The 17,094-nt window shown below is 33.7% G+C and carries 15 protein-coding genes; all 15 read left to right on the top strand.

Annotation, left to right across the window (positions count from 1 at the left end):
* Nucleotides 1-98 precede the first annotated feature (98 nt).
* The 15 genes from LEP1GSC060_RS17045 to LEP1GSC060_RS16975 all read left to right on the top strand — a co-directional run bounded on the left by LEP1GSC060_RS17045 (nucleotide 99) and on the right by LEP1GSC060_RS16975 (nucleotide 17,071).
* On the top strand, nucleotides 99-1,247 hold the full coding sequence (locus tag LEP1GSC060_RS17045; RefSeq protein ID WP_036097005.1) for an LA_1612 family putative O-antigen biosynthesis protein: 1,149 nt from the start codon (nucleotides 99-101) through the stop codon (nucleotides 1,245-1,247).
* A gap of 24 nt (nucleotides 1,248-1,271) precedes the next feature.
* Entirely contained in the window at nucleotides 1,272-3,533 is a 2,262-nt protein-coding gene (locus LEP1GSC060_RS17040) for an N-acetylneuraminate synthase family protein (protein WP_003009456.1), read from the top strand.
* A 21-nt stretch (nucleotides 3,534-3,554) separates the two neighbouring features.
* Nucleotides 3,555-4,742, top strand: coding sequence for a DegT/DnrJ/EryC1/StrS aminotransferase family protein (locus LEP1GSC060_RS17035; protein ID WP_036096948.1), 1,188 nt, complete (start codon nucleotides 3,555-3,557; stop codon nucleotides 4,740-4,742).
* A gap of 7 nt (nucleotides 4,743-4,749) precedes the next feature.
* Nucleotides 4,750-5,382: an acylneuraminate cytidylyltransferase family protein gene (locus LEP1GSC060_RS17030; RefSeq protein ID WP_003009323.1), complete on the top strand. Its 633-nt coding sequence runs from the start codon at nucleotides 4,750-4,752 to the stop codon at nucleotides 5,380-5,382.
* Nucleotides 5,383-5,396: 14 nt separating this feature from the next.
* The gene (locus tag LEP1GSC060_RS17025; RefSeq protein ID WP_003009722.1) at nucleotides 5,397-6,467 is read left to right on the top strand and encodes an iron-containing alcohol dehydrogenase family protein; all 1,071 of its coding nucleotides are present in this window, start codon (nucleotides 5,397-5,399) and stop codon (nucleotides 6,465-6,467) included.
* The gene (locus LEP1GSC060_RS17020; protein WP_003009422.1) at nucleotides 6,468-7,445 is read left to right on the top strand and encodes a radical SAM/SPASM domain-containing protein; all 978 of its coding nucleotides are present in this window, start codon (nucleotides 6,468-6,470) and stop codon (nucleotides 7,443-7,445) included.
* 113 nt (nucleotides 7,446-7,558) lie between these two features.
* The gene (locus LEP1GSC060_RS17015) at nucleotides 7,559-8,398 is read left to right on the top strand and encodes a class I SAM-dependent methyltransferase (RefSeq protein ID WP_196221670.1); all 840 of its coding nucleotides are present in this window, start codon (nucleotides 7,559-7,561) and stop codon (nucleotides 8,396-8,398) included.
* Between the two features lie 163 nt (nucleotides 8,399-8,561).
* Nucleotides 8,562-10,373, top strand: a complete 1,812-nt coding sequence (locus LEP1GSC060_RS17010) for a carbamoyltransferase C-terminal domain-containing protein (RefSeq protein ID WP_003009473.1) — start codon at nucleotides 8,562-8,564, stop codon at nucleotides 10,371-10,373.
* A 100-nt stretch (nucleotides 10,374-10,473) separates the two neighbouring features.
* Nucleotides 10,474-11,037 (top strand): GNAT family N-acetyltransferase, encoded by a 564-nt coding sequence (locus LEP1GSC060_RS17005; protein WP_036096945.1) that lies wholly within the window; start codon nucleotides 10,474-10,476, stop codon nucleotides 11,035-11,037.
* Nucleotides 11,038-11,101: 64 nt separating this feature from the next.
* Complete coding sequence (locus LEP1GSC060_RS17000; RefSeq protein WP_036096942.1) at nucleotides 11,102-11,674, top strand: hypothetical protein; 573 nt, start codon at nucleotides 11,102-11,104, stop codon at nucleotides 11,672-11,674.
* A 178-nt stretch (nucleotides 11,675-11,852) separates the two neighbouring features.
* On the top strand, nucleotides 11,853-12,575 hold the full coding sequence (locus tag LEP1GSC060_RS16995; RefSeq protein ID WP_003009903.1) for a hypothetical protein: 723 nt from the start codon (nucleotides 11,853-11,855) through the stop codon (nucleotides 12,573-12,575).
* Nucleotides 12,568-13,299: a class I SAM-dependent methyltransferase gene (locus LEP1GSC060_RS16990; RefSeq protein WP_003009529.1), complete on the top strand. Its 732-nt coding sequence runs from the start codon at nucleotides 12,568-12,570 to the stop codon at nucleotides 13,297-13,299. Before LEP1GSC060_RS16995 ends, LEP1GSC060_RS16990 begins: the two co-directional genes overlap by 8 nt.
* A 15-nt stretch (nucleotides 13,300-13,314) precedes the next feature.
* Nucleotides 13,315-15,084 (top strand): LIC12162 family transferase, encoded by a 1,770-nt coding sequence (locus tag LEP1GSC060_RS16985; protein WP_003009523.1) that lies wholly within the window; start codon nucleotides 13,315-13,317, stop codon nucleotides 15,082-15,084.
* A gap of 527 nt (nucleotides 15,085-15,611) precedes the next feature.
* A complete protein-coding gene (locus tag LEP1GSC060_RS16980) occupies nucleotides 15,612-16,304 on the top strand; it encodes a cyclase family protein (protein ID WP_003009380.1) in 693 nt (230 codons plus the stop codon).
* Nucleotides 16,305-16,318: 14 nt separating this feature from the next.
* Nucleotides 16,319-17,071, top strand: coding sequence for a class I SAM-dependent methyltransferase (locus LEP1GSC060_RS16975; RefSeq protein ID WP_003009686.1), 753 nt, complete (start codon nucleotides 16,319-16,321; stop codon nucleotides 17,069-17,071).
* Nucleotides 17,072-17,094 lie beyond the last annotated feature (23 nt).

Raw genomic sequence — 17,094 nt, 5'->3', positions numbered from 1 at the left:
TAATGGTTTTTTATACGGAAAATTTATAGATACAGAATTTATAGTATCTTAGTATATCGAGTTATATTGATTTTCAAATGATTGAGAGCTATTTTAAAATGAAAGTAATGTTTAGAAGGTTGTTATTTGTTTGGAATGCTCAAAAAGTATGGACTAAGCCAAAACGGGCACAAGTTTTAATATTCGATAGGAATGGATCAAATAATTTCTTTTATTATTTTGATGAAAAGCTATTTTCAATTCTTGATATTAGAGGAGAGAGTTTTAATTTTTATATCCTTTTAAAATGTTTATTAACACTAAAGATTTCTGTGAAATTTTATTATGCTTATTATATAAGTGTCGTGCAGCCTAAGGTTGTTGTAACTTTTATTGATAATAATTGGCAGTTCTACAGCTTTAAAAATAAGTTCCCGAATATACAAACTGTGCTTGTTCAGAACGGTTGGAGAGGTAACTTAAATGAGCAGTTTGGATGGGAGGACGCTAAGGATTATTTCGTCGATTATATGTTTCTTTTTAACAAAAATATCGGTACGGTCTATTCTAAGTATCTGAAAGGAATCACATTTGGAAGCGGTAGTTTTTTAAATAATTACAATTCAATTTCATCGAAGGATAAAAAAAAAAACGTTCTATTCATTTCTCAGTATCGACCAAGAGAAAATTCTGTAGCTTTTTCTTTTGTAGATGGCCGACCAATTTCTTACGATGAGTTCTATTTAGCAGAAGATTTTTTATTGAACAAATTGAGTAATTATTGTGATCAAAATGATTTTCGATTTGAAATTGCAGCTTCCAATTCTCGAGATACTGAAGATCAATATCAATTTTTTAAAAGTAAAATAAGTAATGAAAATTTTACTTTTTTAACTAAGGGTTACTCCCTGAACGGTTATGAGATAATAGACCAAGCGCAAATTGTCGTAGGAATTGATTCTACTTTGGTTTATGAATCTATCGCAAGGGGACACCGCACTGCTTTTTTTACTCTAAGAAGCGTATTTGATCGATCCCGAAAATTTGCATGGCCGGCTGATTATCCTGAGCGTGGCCCCTTTTGGACAAATGAAATGGATGAGTTTGAATTTGAACGTGTGATGGACTATATAACCCAAACAACCGACTCGGAATGGGAAACAACTCGCTCGAAATATGTAAGAGATTTGATGGAATATGATCCGGGAAATTCTCAGTTTATAGCTTTAATGAAAGAGTTAAACGTTCCTTTGAAAGAAAATATATAATGGATACTGGTTCTGATCTCACCTATGATTATTGATAAAAATATTTCAAAGTATGTCGTTTTTCTTGAAGATAGCATTAAGAATGCTCTCAAAAAAATTGAAGCAAATAAGTCTAAGACTATTTTTGCTGTTTCTGAGGGAAATAAGCTAGCTGGGGTCATTACTGACGGGGACTTCCGTAGGTGGTTGCTTAACGATGGTATACTCGATCGTAGTTTGGATCAAGATGTAAAAAATATTGTTAATACAAATTTTAAGTATTTATATATTAATGAAAGTTCAAGAAGGATTCGAAATTCATTCAGTAGTAGAATTTCAATCATTCCGCTCATCAATGAAAATGGTGTTTTAGAAGCAATTGCGAGAGAAACCTCGGAAGAGATATTAATCGAAGGAATGTCATTAAGTGCTAATTCTCCGGCCTTCATAATTGCGGAAATCGGTAATAATCATAATGGAGATTTTGCATTAGCTAAAAAATTGGTTCGTGAGGCTAAACTTGCCGGTGCCGACTGCGCCAAATTTCAAATGCGAAATTTAAATGCGTTATATAGAAACTCTGGAAATGCGAATGATGTGGAAGAGGATTTAGGTTCTCAATATACTCTGGATCTATTGAATAAATTTCAGCTTTCGGACGATGAATTATTTCGTATTTTCGATTATTGCCGTGAAGAGTCGTTGATACCGCTGTGTACTCCTTGGGATGAAGAGAGTTTTTTAAAATTAGAAAAATATGGAATACCCGCATATAAAATTGCTTCGGCGGATTTTACGAACCATGAATTGCTTCGATTGGTTGCTAAGTCGGGTAAGCCAATTATTTGTTCAACAGGTATGACAACAGAGGATGAGATATTAGATTCAATTCATATTTTGCAGGATTTAGGTGCTCAATATATCTTATTACATTGTAATTCTACTTATCCCGCTCCTTTTAAGGATATAAATCTAAGATATATCGAACATTTGAAAAAGATCGGAGATTGTTTGGTCGGATATTCCGGTCATGAACGTGGATACCTAGTTGCATTGGCTGCAATTTCTTTGGACGCGAAAGTAATAGAGAAACACTTTACGTTAGATCGGGAAATGGAAGGCAATGATCATAAGGTAAGTCTCCTGCCGAATGAATTTAAAGATATGGTCGAAGGTATTCGGCAAATAGAAGAATCTTTAGGTAATAAAAATTTTCGCCAAATAACTCAAGGCGAATTGATGAATCGGGAAACATTAGGTAAAAGTTTGCTAATTAATCGAAATTTAAAGTTCGGTGAAATTATTACTTCAGATATGATTGATATTAGAAGTCCAGGTAAAGGTTTACCGCCTTATTTTAAGGAAAGGTTAATTGGAAAATCGGCAAAAAGAGATCTTAAAAAAGGTGATTTTTTCTATAAATCGGATATAGCCGACGACATTGTTGAATTTAAAAAGACATTCACTTTTTCAAGACCTTGGGGATTGCCCGTTCGTTATCATGACCTGAAGCAAATGTTGTCTACGGTTGAAATGGACTTAGTTGAATTTCATTTTAGCTATAAAGACTTAAATCTTGAGATTTCCGAATATATTGAAAAGCCATTGAACATTGATTTTATAGTACATTGCCCCGAACTTTTTGAGAATGATCATTTGTTGGATCTCTGCACAGACGATGAAAATTATAGAAGAAAGTCTTTAATTGAGATTCAAAAAGTTATTCATGTAACAAGGAAATTAAAAGAATTTTTTCCAAACTCAAATAAAAAGCCCTTAATCGTTACGAATGTGGGCGGCTTTTCATTAAATAAACCGTTAGATATAACGATACGTGAAAGATTGTATAAAAATTTAGCTCAATCTTTAAGTGAATTGGATTCAGAAGGAGTGGAGATTATTCCACAGACGATGCCTCCGTTTCCGTGGCTTTTTGGCGGTCAAAGGTATCATAATCTTTTTCTATCGGCTGAGGAAATCATAGAATTCTGTGAACGTTATTCTGTTCGAATTTGTCTCGATGCCTCTCATTCTAAATTAGCTTGTAACCATTACCACTGGTCGTTTAGTAAATTTGTAGAACAAGTTTCTCCTTTTGCTGCACACTTGCATATAGTAGATGCAAAAGGTGTGGATGGTGAAGGATTACAAGTAGGAGAAGGAGAAATTGATTTTCATATGCTTGCAAAAATTCTTAAAGACAAAAGTCCTAAGGCCTCTTTTATACCTGAAATTTGGCAGGGGCATAAGAATAATGGCGAAGGTTTTCTCGTTTCTCTAACACGTTTAGAAAAATTTTATTTATAGAAATAATTTTAGAGGTTTAAAGTGGATTTCAAAATTAAGTGGTCGGGTCGTTCTATTGATTATACTCAAGAAGAGATTGATACTGTGGTGAATGTGATGAAGACTGCCGATCCTCAGACACAAGGAAGGTATTTGCAGCAGTTTGAAAGTGATTTTTCAAGTTACCTTGGCGGACAGACTTGCTTTGGAGTGACAAATGCTACGCATGCTCTAGAACTCATTGCGGATCTTTCAGGATTGAAAAAAGGCGATGAGGTAATTATTCCTGGGCATACGTATTGTGCGTCAGCAATCCCGTTCGGGAGAACCGGAGCTACTTTAGTATGGGCAGATATCGATCCGGAAACTTTTTTAATATCGTTTGGATCGATTCAAAAATTAGTTACGAGTAAAACTAAGGCAATTGTAGTTGTTCATTTATATGGAATGATAATTCCAAACATTGACGAAATTGCTAAATTTGCAAAATCTAAGAATATTTTACTAATTGAAGATTGTGCCCAATCACTGGGGGCGACCTTAGAAGGGAAGCCTTGCGGCACATTCGGAAATTTTGCGGCCTTTAGTCTACATGGTCAAAAGAATATTACTACTATGGGTGAAGGTGGAATTCTTACCTTGAAGAATAATGATCCTCTTGCAGGGAAAGTTCCCGGTTTAAGACATAATGGACATGCTCCCTTTTTAAATAAGACCGAATATTGGCTTCCAGCTATGTCTAACGTGGATTTGGATTTGGATAAAATTTGGCCGCATAACTTTAGCCTAACGGAGGCTCAGGCGGCATTAGGATCTGTTTTACTAAAACGAATTGTGGATCTGACGGAAAATCGAAAGAAGAGAGCGCAAAAATTTATTAATTCATTTAAAGACTTTGAGGAGCTAATTTTTCAAAAACAAAATGGCCATAACTCTCATAGCCATCATTTATTAGTTGCTAAGTATAAAGCGAAAAATAAAGGAAAGGATAGAAACGATTTGATTTCTATTTTGAGCAAAAAATATAAAATTCAAGTTATTGTTCAATATTACCCATTATATAGATACGATCTATTCAAAAAAATGGGTTTTGGACAAGCGGCTTGTCCGGAAACCGATGAATTTTTTGATAACATGATTTCCTTCCCGTTTCATATATGGATGAGTGAATCGGATTTTGATTATATGATTACCTCAATTAAACAAGCCTTAATCGAGCTTCGAGGTTAATCTTAAAATGAATTTGGCTGTAATTCCTGCTAGAGGCGGTAGTAAGGGACTCCCTGGAAAAAATATTAAGAACTTATGCGGTAAACCATTAATCGCCTGGTCTATTGAAGCCGCTAAACAAGCGAAAAGAATTGATCAAATTATTGTTTCGACCGACAGTGAAGAAATAGCTGCTATTGCAAAGGATTGGAATTGTGCAGTTTTAAAAAGATCTGCCGAGTTAGCGACCGATGAAGCGAAGACGATTGCCGTCCTTGGACAAATCTCAAAAGAAATTCCAGAAGCTGAAAACTTCATTCTCTTGCAACCGACATCGCCAATTAGAGACGTTGGGTTAATTGATGAGTGCCTGGATATATATGAAAAAGGTAATTTTTCTAACCTGGCCACTGGATTTTGGTGTAAATATCAGGAATTTGGAAAGCATAATAACATGCGTCGTCAAGATTATAAAGGTTTTTTTTATGATGACGGCAATGTCTATATTTTATCTCAAAACCTAGTTTCAAAAGGGCTTTGGTTTGGTGATAATATATGCAGGCATGTTATTGCAAGACATCAAAATTTTGAGATAGATGACGAAATCGATTTTGTTATTTTAGAAGCTTTATTGAATAAATATGGATCAGTTCGCAACTAAGTAAGGATAATTTAATGACCCCTGTTAGAATTTTTAAACAAGTGCCTCGTTTGCTTTTTGGTAGTAATACGATTGATCGAATCAATGAATTATTGCCTAAGAAAAATACGACGGACGATTATTATATTTATATAATAGATGATGTACATCAAAAAGGAATTTTACTTAGCAGATTGAAGAAAGGAAATGAAGATGCAGTTGAATGGTTTCCAGCTAGTGCTAAAGAACCTTCAACGCTTCAAATCGATGCATTGAAGGATAAATTTCTTCAAATCCGAAATCATAAATTACCTACTGCCATCATTGGAATAGGTGGGGGCAGTACTATGGATGTGGCGAAAGCTTTATCCGTGATGATGTGCAACGAAGGTTCTGCTTCTCAATACCAAGGTTGGGATCTTGTTCCAAATCCTGGAATTTTTAAGATTGGAATTCCGACCATAGCAGGCTCTGGAGCAGAGGCTAGTCGTACGGCCGTGCTAATGGGTAGAGAACGTAAGTTTGGAATCAATAGTGATCATAGCATGTTTGATGCAATTATATTAGATAGTTCTTTGATAAAGGATGTTCCTATTACTCAAAGATTTTATACAGGTATGGATTGTTATATTCACTGTGTCGAAAGTTTACAAGGAACAATGATTAACGAACTTGCCAAGGGAAATGCAAGCAAAGCATTAGAACTTTGTGAAAATGTTTTTCTATCAAATGGTGACGATGATATGCTACTTACAGCTTCGTATATGGGAGGAGTGTCTATTGTTAATTCCGAAGTTGGAGTTTGCCATGCGTTGTCATACGGCCTTAGTCTTGAATTAGGCTTTAGGCATGGCTTTGCAAATTGTGTAGCTTTTAATGTATTAGATGAATATTACGGTCAATGGGTGAATCGTTTTCGGGAAATGTTAAAAATTCATAAGATACAATTGCCGACAAACGTGTGTAGCTCCTTGGATAAGCCTGCTATGGAACGAATGGTAAATATGACTCTTAAAATGGAAAGACCTCTAACTAATGCACTTGGTGACAATTGGAAAGATAAAATGACACCAGAAAAAATAGTTAGCTTATACGAGAGGATGTAAATGGAAAGTTACAAAAAAGAGTCGGATGCATTAAAAACTTTAATCCGTGTCAAGGGGACTGAGTTCGAAGAATATAGAAAGAAATGGGACTTAGTGAACAGTTTTGAGTTGGAAACTGAGTTCCCAATGTTTCTCCATATAGAAACAAGTTTTAAATGTAATTTTAAATGTCCTATGTGTGTGCAAGGCGTACCTGAACTGAAAGAGAAATTCGGTTATAAAGAAAAAATGACTACCGAGAGTATTACTAAGATTTTGCTGGAGGGGAAAAAATATAATACCCCATCCGTTTCTTTTCAAGGTGATAATGAGCCATTTTTAAATAAAGAAATTACCGACTGGTTCGGACTTGCTATTGAATTCGGATATCTTGATGTAATGGTAAATACAAATGGTTCGCTTGTAACAGAGGATCTAGCTGAAAAGATTATTAAATCTGGACTGACTCGAATTAGATTTAGTTTAGATGCGATTAATGAAGATACGTATAAAAAAATTCGCATTGGAGGAAAATTTGATCAAGTGATGAAAAATATAGATAATTTTCTTCGAATTCGTAAAGAATTAAATTCTGAGCTTCCAATTGTCGGAGTCAATTTCGTACGAATGAAAGAAAATGAAGCGGAGATGGATGAATTTATTAAATATTGGAATGATAAAGTTGATTTCATAGTAATTCAAGATTTTATGACGCCGGATATAGAAGGGGATTTTCAAAAACTTGCTGGAAAAGAAAAATCTAATAACTATAACTTTAAATGTAATCAACCTTGGCAGAGGTTGTATATTCGTGGGAACGGAGACGTTACTCCTTGTTGCGCCATGTTTAGCAGTTATTTGAAATTGGGTAATACATCAAATTTAAATCTTGTAGATCTGTGGAATAGTAAGGAAGCAAAAGACTTACGAAAGTTGCATAAAGAGGGTCGGTATCATGAGAACCCTATATGCTTAAAATGTTCCAAAATGTCTGGTTAATAAAAATCAAAATCATCAATTTTTTTGCATTTATAATGTATATAAAATAGATCAGCCCGGCATATTATTTTAAGGATAATGCAATATTAATGGAATGTTATTTATGCAAATCAATGTCGAACATGAGAAGAGATGGCGTTGTTCGAGACAATCCAGATTTGGAAGTTTTGGAATGTGCTGAATGTGGACTTGTATTTTTATCTAACTCAAAGCATATTTCTGAAGAACATTATGTAAACTCAGGTATGCATGGTGAAGAAATGATATCTATACAAAATTGGGTAAGGGAATCGGATGCTGACGATACTCGAAGATATGAATTTCTGAAAACCAAATTACTAAATAAAAAGCTTTTGGATTTCGGTTGCGGTGCAGGCGGATTTCTTTTAAAATCTTTAAAAGACACCTCACTTTCAGAAGGTGTTGAGTTAGAATTAAGGCTTCAAGAATATTATAAAGAGAACGGGTTGAAAGTGTGGACGAACTTACAAAAAATATTCGATGAAGGAAGACGATTTGATATTATTACAGCATTTCATGTGATTGAGCATCTTACTGACCCCAAAAAAACAATCTTAGAATTGGCTTCCATGCTTTCTGATGACGGAGAGTTAGTTATTGAAGTGCCAAATTCCAACGATGCCTTGCTTGTTCTTTATCAATCGGATGCATTCTCTAAATTTACTTATTGGAGCCAGCATCTTTATTTATTTAATAATATTACCTTGACTAAATTAATTCAGCAGACGGGTTTGAAATTAAATTGGATTAAGCAAATTCAAAGATATCCTCTTTCCAATCATCTTTATTGGCTTTCTAAAGAAAAGCCCGGCGGTCACGTGAAGTGGTCTTTTTTGGAAAATGAAATGGTTCACCAGATTTACGAATCGCAACTTGCCTCACTTGGCCTATGTGATACAATTATTGTAAGTGTTTCTTTAAATAAAAATTAGAATATTTATCGAGCGGTTCTCTCAATTCGCATCTGTTCGAATTACTATCATCTTGCCAGAAAACTCAAAATTTATCTTTCAGTGTTTGTAAAATTTCAAAAGGAGAATTCGTAATTTTTGAAATTTATTTCAAATAAATTTCACTAAGAAGAAAATAAAGGAAATGAAAATATTATCAATCTATTGGGGGATCTGCTCTAGCGCCTCTTTATTTATAGATGGAAAAGTTGTAGCTGCCGTTCACGAAGAGAGATTTACGCGATCTAAAAACGAAGACTCATTTCCGGCTAACTCTATCAAATATTGTTTAGAAGAAGCTAAAATTAAATCTTCAGATTTGGACGGCGCAGCAATTGCGAGTATTAGCAGTCCTATCGATGATATAATGCTACTTAAAAGCCAATGGACAATAGACGATTATTTAAGAGAGCAGCACTTAAGATGGAAGCCGTTTTTAGTAAATGGAGATAAGAAGCTTAAATCTGTTTTGGAGACATTTCCAGAAAAGAAAAAAGCGGAGATAAGTATAAATACTAATTATTTTAAAAATCTTGAAAGTCTTACTTTTGAAGAAAGACAAAAAAGATATGATGTCGATAGAGAGCAAATTCTTGCTGATTTCCTATCAATTGAAAAAACAAAAGTGAGAAGAATCGAGCATCATAGATGCCATGCAGCCTATTCCTATTATGCATCAGCATATCGTAATAAACCGGTATTGGCTCTTACCATAGATGGTTGGGGAGATGGGAAAAATGCTACGATTGGTCTTTTTGATGAAACCGGTACGTATTCAAGACTTTATGAAAGTGACCAATGCGCTATTGGAAGAATTTATCGTTATATGACCTTACTCCTGGGAATGAAACCGAATGAGCATGAATTTAAAGTGATGGGTTTGGCTCCATATGGAAAGGAAACGCATGCAAAAAAAGCGTTAGATATTTTGAGGAATACCCTCTATGTAGATGGAGAAGAATTTAAATGGAAAGAGAAACCCGTAGATAGTTATTTTTGGTTTAAAGAGAGATTTGAAGGCGTTCGTTTCGATAATATCGCTTTTGCATTACAAAAGTGGACCGAAGAATTAATCGTTGAATGGGTGCGGAATGCAATTAAGAAATATAAAATACATGATATTGTAATCAGCGGAGGAGTCGCAATGAATATTAAGGCGATGGGTAAGATTGCTGATATGCCAGAAGTTGCGAGTCTATTTATTGGAGGTTCATCGGGTGACGAGTCAATGGCAATTAGCGCCGGAATCTGCTTAGCAGAAGATCTAACAAATGAATCTTCCGTCCGATGGAATTCAAATAGCGTAGAGCCTCTGACGCGTTTGTATTTAGGTCCATTATCTAATTTAAAAGATGAGAATAAAGCAGTCAGTGGACTCGACAAAACAAAGTTTGATATTATTGAAAATCCAGAAAACAGTAAAATTGCTCAGTTACTTTTTGACGGCAAAATTTTTGCTAGGGCTGCTGGTAGAATGGAATTTGGCCAAAGAGCTTTAGGAAATCGTTCTATTTTAGCAGATCCTATTCATTTAAAAATTAAAGAAAAAATTAATTCCGCTATTAAGAGTAGAGATTTTTGGATGCCATTTGCACCCGTTGTTCTGGATGGATTTGCAGAACGATACCTTATAAATCCGAAAAATCTCGAATCGCCTCATATGACCCTTAGTTTTGATACAACAGATGAAGGTTATAATGCAATGAATGCAGCTTGTCATCCAGCTGATAAAACAGCTAGAGCACAAATACTAAAAAAGAAAGATAATCTTGAGTTATATTCTTTGCTTGAAGCATTTCAACAGATAACCGGTAGAGGCGCCCTTTTAAATACCTCTTTCAATTTGCACGGTTTTCCAATCGTAAATACTCCTTCGGAAGCAATTGATGTATTACTAAATTCAGGTTTAGATGGATTAATTTTGAATCATTTTTTAGTTCTTAAAAAATATACTTAAAACATCGCATTGGATTATTTAAATCATTCGACTGTGATTTATATTCTTAGAATTATAGCTCAATAGAATAATACTCTTATAGTTTTGTAAATTTAACAATATGCTTTTAAAGCAGATAGTTACTAATTCGTTTCGGTTGGATATTGATGAAGGTCTTTGGATTGATTGTGTCAAAGAAAAAGATCTTTCAGGTCCTTGGCTTTCATGGCTAAAGGATTTTGATACGATTCAGTGGCTGGAAGGGCCTCGAATGCACTCTTATAATCATGACGACTTAAGTCAATACTGGCAAAGAATGGAGTCTGCCGAGACTGACATCTTGTTTGCTATTCGCTATCAAGGTAGTCACATTGGGAATATAACTCTAACTTCTATTTCAATACCACATCGACATGCAACTGTAGGGATTTTATTGGGCGAGGAAAAAATGAGGAACCGTGGAATATCTCGCCGAAGTCTTCAAAAAGTGGGAGACTGGGCATTAAGTTCGATCGGTTTGAATTTAGTGAGATTACAAGCAGCGGCTTTTTCTGAAAATCCGGCTTCTATAAAAACTTTTTTAGCTGCAGGTTACGAAATAGAAGGAACTTGGCATAAAGCCCGTTGCTTTGATAACATATTTTATGATATGGTCTGGATGGCTCGATTAAGTCCGAGCGTGTAAGAAATTTAATTAACAATTCAGAAAATTAAAAGTCTACCTTATTTAAAAATGAAAAACTAATGTAATGAAAATTGTATTTTTAGATTGTGAATATACAAGTTCCCATATTAAAACCACTTTAATCTCGGCTGGGTTCGTAACAATAGAAGGAAAAGAATTGTATTTAACTTTTAACGATTATGATAAGGAGCAACTTACAAATTGGGTAAAAGAAAATGTACTAGTGCATATAGATGAAAAAAAATCATTATCAACTTATGAATCGTTTATAATACTGGATACATTCCTTCGTGAATACTCTCAAGGAGAGGCAATTTGTTTTATATCCGCAGGAAAGTCTCTTGATTTATTACTCATTTTTCAGCTCTGGCATCTCTTACACCCGGAATTAAAGTATTTTAGTTATGAAAGATATTTGCCCAACTATCTTAGGCATCGTAAGCACTTCGATTTAGATACTATTTTTTATTTGTCCGGTTATGATCCCGATGTTATCGATAGAGAGGCTTTTGTAGGAGATAAAAAATCATTTAAAAAACACGATGCTTTATACGATGCCAAAATCGTTAGAAATTGTTTTTTCAGGTTACATGGAGAAGGAAAATTATCTTATTTTGATATAAAAGGAAATTTATGAATTTAGAAGATGAAAAAAAAAGTATCTAAATGATGGATTAGTAATAATTCACTCCGTAATTCCTAAAGAGATTCTATCGAAAATTAGACATAGTATAATAGGAGTAATTGAGGAAATCAGCGGAGAGAAGATCAAATATGAAGATAATCCAGATGAATTTCATAAAATAACGTCAGATTTGATTTGGGAGATTCTGAGTAAAAACCCGGAAAAAAGAAACTTATTATATCAATATATACAAAGAATTCCTGCTTTCTATGAATTAGCTAGTTTAGAGATTTTAAATAGTTTTGCTTTAGGGATAAATATAGATAAACCTAGTGTTAGAGAATTAAAAATTCAAATGTATCTGCCCTGGGAAAAATGTTTTTTCCAGGGATGTCATCAAGACATCAACTCCTTGGATTCTGAAAACAGTGTCACATATTGGCTACCTCTACATTTAGTAGAGGAAAAAAGCGCGGTTAGTTACTGGAAGAAGTCTCATAACGAAGGTCCTGTGAATCATGAAGAACAAATTGAAGAAGAATGGGGATTGTATAATGTGTGTGTTCCAAACACATATCAGGGTAAATATCCTGACGTCTCTAAGGCTTCTGTTACGGATGGTGATTTAATTGCTTTAAATAGGTTAGTGTTCCATTCATCTCCCAAGTTTGAAGATCAATTGTATGCCCGTTGGACTGTTTTGGTGCGTTATGATAATATATCAGGAAATGCGATGTATTCTGAAAAAACAAAGTATGAAAAATATACTCCTTTTACCTTAAAGCGATTGAATGAAGAAATATTACCGAAAATTAGACACTTTCTTTCACAATTACCAAAAATAAATTGGCCGGAAGAAAAACGTAGAAGAGAAAAATTGCTTCAAAGCAAGGAAAACACAAATAATGAATGATTTAGAAAAATTACCATTTCAGTCTAAACTAGCAAGTTTATATAATGATTCCAAATTGCCAGTGGAAGATAGGTTGTCTAATTTTCCAAGATTTGTCAATAGAAGAGATGTTGCCAAATTTTTAAATAGGTACGAAATTTATAAAAAGATAATTAATGTTCACGGTTCTGTTATTGAATGCGGCGTAAATCTTGGGGCGGGATTTTTTAGCTGGTTACATTTTAGTACAATTCTGGAACCATATAATCACAATAGAAGAATCATTGGTTTCGATACATTTGAAGGTTTTCAAAATATTTCCGAAGAAGACCGGGCAGGCGATTATTTTGATCAGAATAACTGGAAGGAATTCGCGAAAAAGCAATCTTATGAAGAAATTTTGAGTTCTTGTAAAATTCATAACGAAAATAGAACTTTATCGGAAATTCCTAAAATGGAACTCATACCCGGCGATGCAGCTGTTACAATACCAAATTACATCGATAAGAATAAGCATTTAATAGTGGCTTTATTGCACATTGATTTCGACATTTATGCCCCCTCCAAAATCGCCCTTGAAAATTTTATAATTAGGATGCCCAAGGGAGGGATTATTGCGTTTGATGAAATCAATGATGGTAAGGCGCCGGGAGAAACAATTGCGTTGTTAGACAGCTTAGGAATTAAAGATCATTATATATTTAGAAATTCTTTTGATTCAAATGTAAGTTATATTGTTCTCTAAAATACTTGTTATAAAATGCAAGATCTGATACTTACAGGTTTTACTGATTTTTTCCCAGATGAAAAGCAGAGAGTAGATGCCGTTTATCTTGCAAATTTTTGTTTTTTAAATAATCCCAGTGTTAATTTTGAAGATCATAGAAAATTTAGATTTATAGATTCTCCTTACAAAAATTGGACAGACGTCGAAAAGGCGTCTTCATACATTGATTCGTTCTATGACAGAGTTCTACCTGCAATTTGTGAAAGAATGAATGAAATATTTAAGGTTGATAAGAGCGAAAAATATTGGTCAATTGTTTTAATACGTTATTTACATAGCTTCATTCATATTTATTATGATCGCTATCTTAGATTGCTTTCGTTAAGAGAACAACGGTCGAAATTTAGAATAAAAATTTTAAATTATAATGAAGTCTTCATTCCAAATGAGGATTATTTTTTTAATCAGGCAACAGATTCTCACCATTACAATTTAAATTTATTGTCTGATTTTATCAGGGAAAATGAATACGGAAACAATGTTCTTCGTTTTGATGTCAAGGCTCCTTCTGAAAGAGCTAATGCAGTTGTTCCATTTTGGAGAAAAATTAAACAAAAAGGAAAGGGCATACTTAAAAACAAATATTTTGCACTATTAAAATATCGTTATAATGCAATAGATTCCATTCGGCTGGGTTTGGTATATGGACTATCTGAAAAGCAAAAATTGTCTTTATTACCGTCTAATAAGCTAAGTAGAATTTATAATAAATCTAAAGATGAAATACAAATTGAATCCATTTTTCCCAATAAGAATCAGTCTTTTGTAGAAACCTTAAAATTTGATACTCAAAGTGAGTTTGAAACGGTATTTAAAAAAAATTTTTTTAGATACCTACCAGATGAATTTAAAGTTCTCAAAATGGCAAAAAGGAATCCCTACAAAATATGGATTGGTATGGATGTATATAATTCGAATCGCTTTTTGGTGGCGGATACACTTGAAAGAGGAGGTAGCTGGTATTCGGTTCAACACGGTGGTGGTTATGGACAAATTTCTAATTTTCCTTTGGGGAAGATAGAGTATTGCCTCTCCGATGGCTTTATATCCTGGGGTTGGAAATATGATCAATCCGGTTATAAGAATAATATTATTCCTCTATCATCTCCGAGTCTATCTATATTGGGGAAACACGAAAAAAGGAATAATGAGATTTTGATTGTTACTCATACTTACTTCGTATATTTGATAAGGTTACAAAGTATCATGCTACCCGAAATGATATTAGATTATACAGATAATTTAATTAGCTTTTGTAATCATATTAATCAAAACGATGCTTATGAATATAAGGTTAAGACAACTAATATGAGTTGGGCAAACCATAATTATTTAAAGAATAAATTACCAAAAGGAGTCGAAATTTTAAATCCTGATAGTTTTGATATCGTGAAGAGAATGAAAAATTCATCTCTCAGTGTATTTGATCATTTAGGTACGGCCTATTTGCAGGCTCTAGCAATGAACGTACCGACGCTTTTGTTTTGGAACCCTAACCATTTCAAGGAATCTTCTGAATTTAAAATTTTTTTAGACTTATTGAGAGAAGTCGAAATTCTCTTTGATGATTGGAAGGCGGCAGCTAATAAGTTGGATGAAATTTTGAAGATAGGAATAGAAAAATGGTGGTTTCAGGATCGAATTCAGATAGTAAGGGATAAATTTCTTTTAAATCATGCGAAAATTTCTTCTGAGTGGCAAGGTGAATGGAAGCAATTTCTTGCAGGGCTAGTTAATATTTAAAAAACGATCTTATGGTCTCTATATACTTTCTATTCTATGAAAGAAGAATAGAACTTTCATTTTTTGTCTCATATGAATTTTGTTTGAAATCTTTGCTTTTAATTCAATCGAACTATTCGTTTACGATTTTTGAAGTAAAATAATAAAAATTCTATTTTCAATAAAGTTGATTTTTAAAGATCGAATATTTCTTAATAATTCAATTTCGGCTATAAAAACTTTATTATGTAGATATTCTAAGAATTGTAGTGATTATATAATTGAATTTTTAAAAGGCAATATTCTGAACGATGGAAAGTTAGGTGTTTTGTGAAATTTAATTACCTGTCAAATTTAGTTTACTCGGAGATCGTTTTTTAAAACTTTAATCTATAAAATCGTAAGTTTGTTAAATAGGCAAAAGTTTAAGCTTCTGTTTCTGTCCATAGATAAATTAAAGTATTTCTTAAAATTGTATTGAGAGGAATGGTTATATCTTAATGTTCTGTAAATGTTGTTATGTGTTTCTTTGATTAAACTTTAATAAAATGAGTCATATCTACTTAAATCATTTATTGAAATCGGACACACCGTCTTATGCAAACAATGGTAAGTTAGAAATCAATCGAACTCGTTCCATTAAAAATGGAGATACGTCGAACGAAACGGAACTCCTCTTTTCAAATCATATGGGTACACATATCGATGCTCCTTTTCATTTCGGAGACGATGGAAAAGCCTTGGACGAATATCCTCCCGATTTTTGGATTTGTGAAGTTCCATACACAATCGAATACTTTGCAGCTCCGGAAGAAATACTAAGTTTGGAAGTATTGTTTCCTTTTTTGGAAAAGATTCCGAAGAATGCGGATATTTTGATTTTGAAAACCGGCTTCGAAAAATACAGAACAACCAATCTGGAATATTATTGTTTTCAAAACCCTGCAATAGAACCAAACGTTGGTTTATGGCTAAGAAAGAATCGGAAATTGAAGTTTTTTGGTTTCGATTACATTTCTCTAAGCAGCCGAGCTCATAGAAATATGGGAAAAGAATCTCATCGCGCTTTTCTTTCCGAAACTCTGGGCGGTGTAAGTATAGAAGGTGACCCGATTTTATTAATCGAAGATATGAAACTATCCGAACTCGGGAAAACTCTTAACAAACTGATCGTCTCTCCCTTTCTTTTTGAGAAAGCGGACGGCGCTCCGGTCACAGTTTTAGCAGAACTAAAAAATTAAAATAGGTTATAGCGATGGCGAAGAGCATTAAGTATAATAACGATGATATAAGTAAATATTTTAGAGAAAATCGAATAAGATGGAACCAATTTTATAAATCTGAAAAAGAAGTTATAGAAAAAGTTTGGCCACAAGGAAATCCTAAAGTATTGGATATCGGTTGTGGCTGTGCAGGATTGGGTTTGGCTCTAAAAGAACGTTTCGATCATAGCAATTATATCGGAATTGAAATCAATTCACAAGCTGCAGTGATTGCGAAAGAGATTTATCCCGATGCGTTAATCTTAGAAGAGGATTTTCTTTTGCTAAATCATCCCTCGATTCGAGAAAATAGTTTCGATATAGTTTTCTCCCTGAGCTGTATTGATTGGCAGTTGAATTTCGAAACACTCTTACAAAAAGCTTGGTCTATGGTAAAAGATGACGGAATCTTTATCGCGAGTTTTCGGATCACAAATTCCGAAACTGTGAATGATATAAAAAAGTCATACCAATACATCAATTATGAAGGTCTTTCTGAAGGTGAAATCGCGCCGTATGTGATCTTAAATTCAAAGGAATTGATTAAATATTTTGAAAAGTTAGGTGCGGGTGATATTTTTGCTTACGGCTATTATGGCGCTCCGAGTAAAACGGCTCGAACTCCTTATAACCAATTGTGTTTCGGCGTTTTAGCGGTTAAAAAATCAAAAAAAGAAATTACTCAGTTCAAACGAGAATTTTTACTTCCAGCTGAAATTGCGCAAGCAATGGCATCTTTATCTTAAGAACTCTATTAAAACAAGCGATG

This window comes from Leptospira weilii serovar Ranarum str. ICFT, assembly GCF_000332415.1.
Lineage (GTDB): Bacteria > Spirochaetota > Leptospiria > Leptospirales > Leptospiraceae > Leptospira > Leptospira weilii_A.
This window is presented reverse-complemented; position numbering and strand designations above follow the sequence as displayed.

Coding starts and splice junctions, on each gene's coding strand:
- LEP1GSC060_RS17045 (WP_036097005.1), top strand. CDS start 99: ATGAAAGTAATGTTTAGAAGGTTGTTATTTGTTTGGAATGCTCAAAAA.
- LEP1GSC060_RS17040 (WP_003009456.1), top strand. CDS start 1,272: ATGATTATTGATAAAAATATTTCAAAGTATGTCGTTTTTCTTGAAGAT.
- LEP1GSC060_RS17030 (WP_003009323.1), top strand. CDS start 4,750: ATGAATTTGGCTGTAATTCCTGCTAGAGGCGGTAGTAAGGGACTCCCT.
- LEP1GSC060_RS17025 (WP_003009722.1), top strand. CDS start 5,397: ATGACCCCTGTTAGAATTTTTAAACAAGTGCCTCGTTTGCTTTTTGGT.
- LEP1GSC060_RS17020 (WP_003009422.1), top strand. CDS start 6,468: ATGGAAAGTTACAAAAAAGAGTCGGATGCATTAAAAACTTTAATCCGT.
- LEP1GSC060_RS17015 (WP_196221670.1), top strand. CDS start 7,559: ATGTCGAACATGAGAAGAGATGGCGTTGTTCGAGACAATCCAGATTTG.
- LEP1GSC060_RS17010 (WP_003009473.1), top strand. CDS start 8,562: ATGAAAATATTATCAATCTATTGGGGGATCTGCTCTAGCGCCTCTTTA.
- LEP1GSC060_RS17005 (WP_036096945.1), top strand. CDS start 10,474: ATGCTTTTAAAGCAGATAGTTACTAATTCGTTTCGGTTGGATATTGAT.
- LEP1GSC060_RS17000 (WP_036096942.1), top strand. CDS start 11,102: ATGAAAATTGTATTTTTAGATTGTGAATATACAAGTTCCCATATTAAA.
- LEP1GSC060_RS16990 (WP_003009529.1), top strand. CDS start 12,568: ATGAATGATTTAGAAAAATTACCATTTCAGTCTAAACTAGCAAGTTTA.
- LEP1GSC060_RS16985 (WP_003009523.1), top strand. CDS start 13,315: ATGCAAGATCTGATACTTACAGGTTTTACTGATTTTTTCCCAGATGAA.
- LEP1GSC060_RS16980 (WP_003009380.1), top strand. CDS start 15,612: ATGAGTCATATCTACTTAAATCATTTATTGAAATCGGACACACCGTCT.
- LEP1GSC060_RS16975 (WP_003009686.1), top strand. CDS start 16,319: ATGGCGAAGAGCATTAAGTATAATAACGATGATATAAGTAAATATTTT.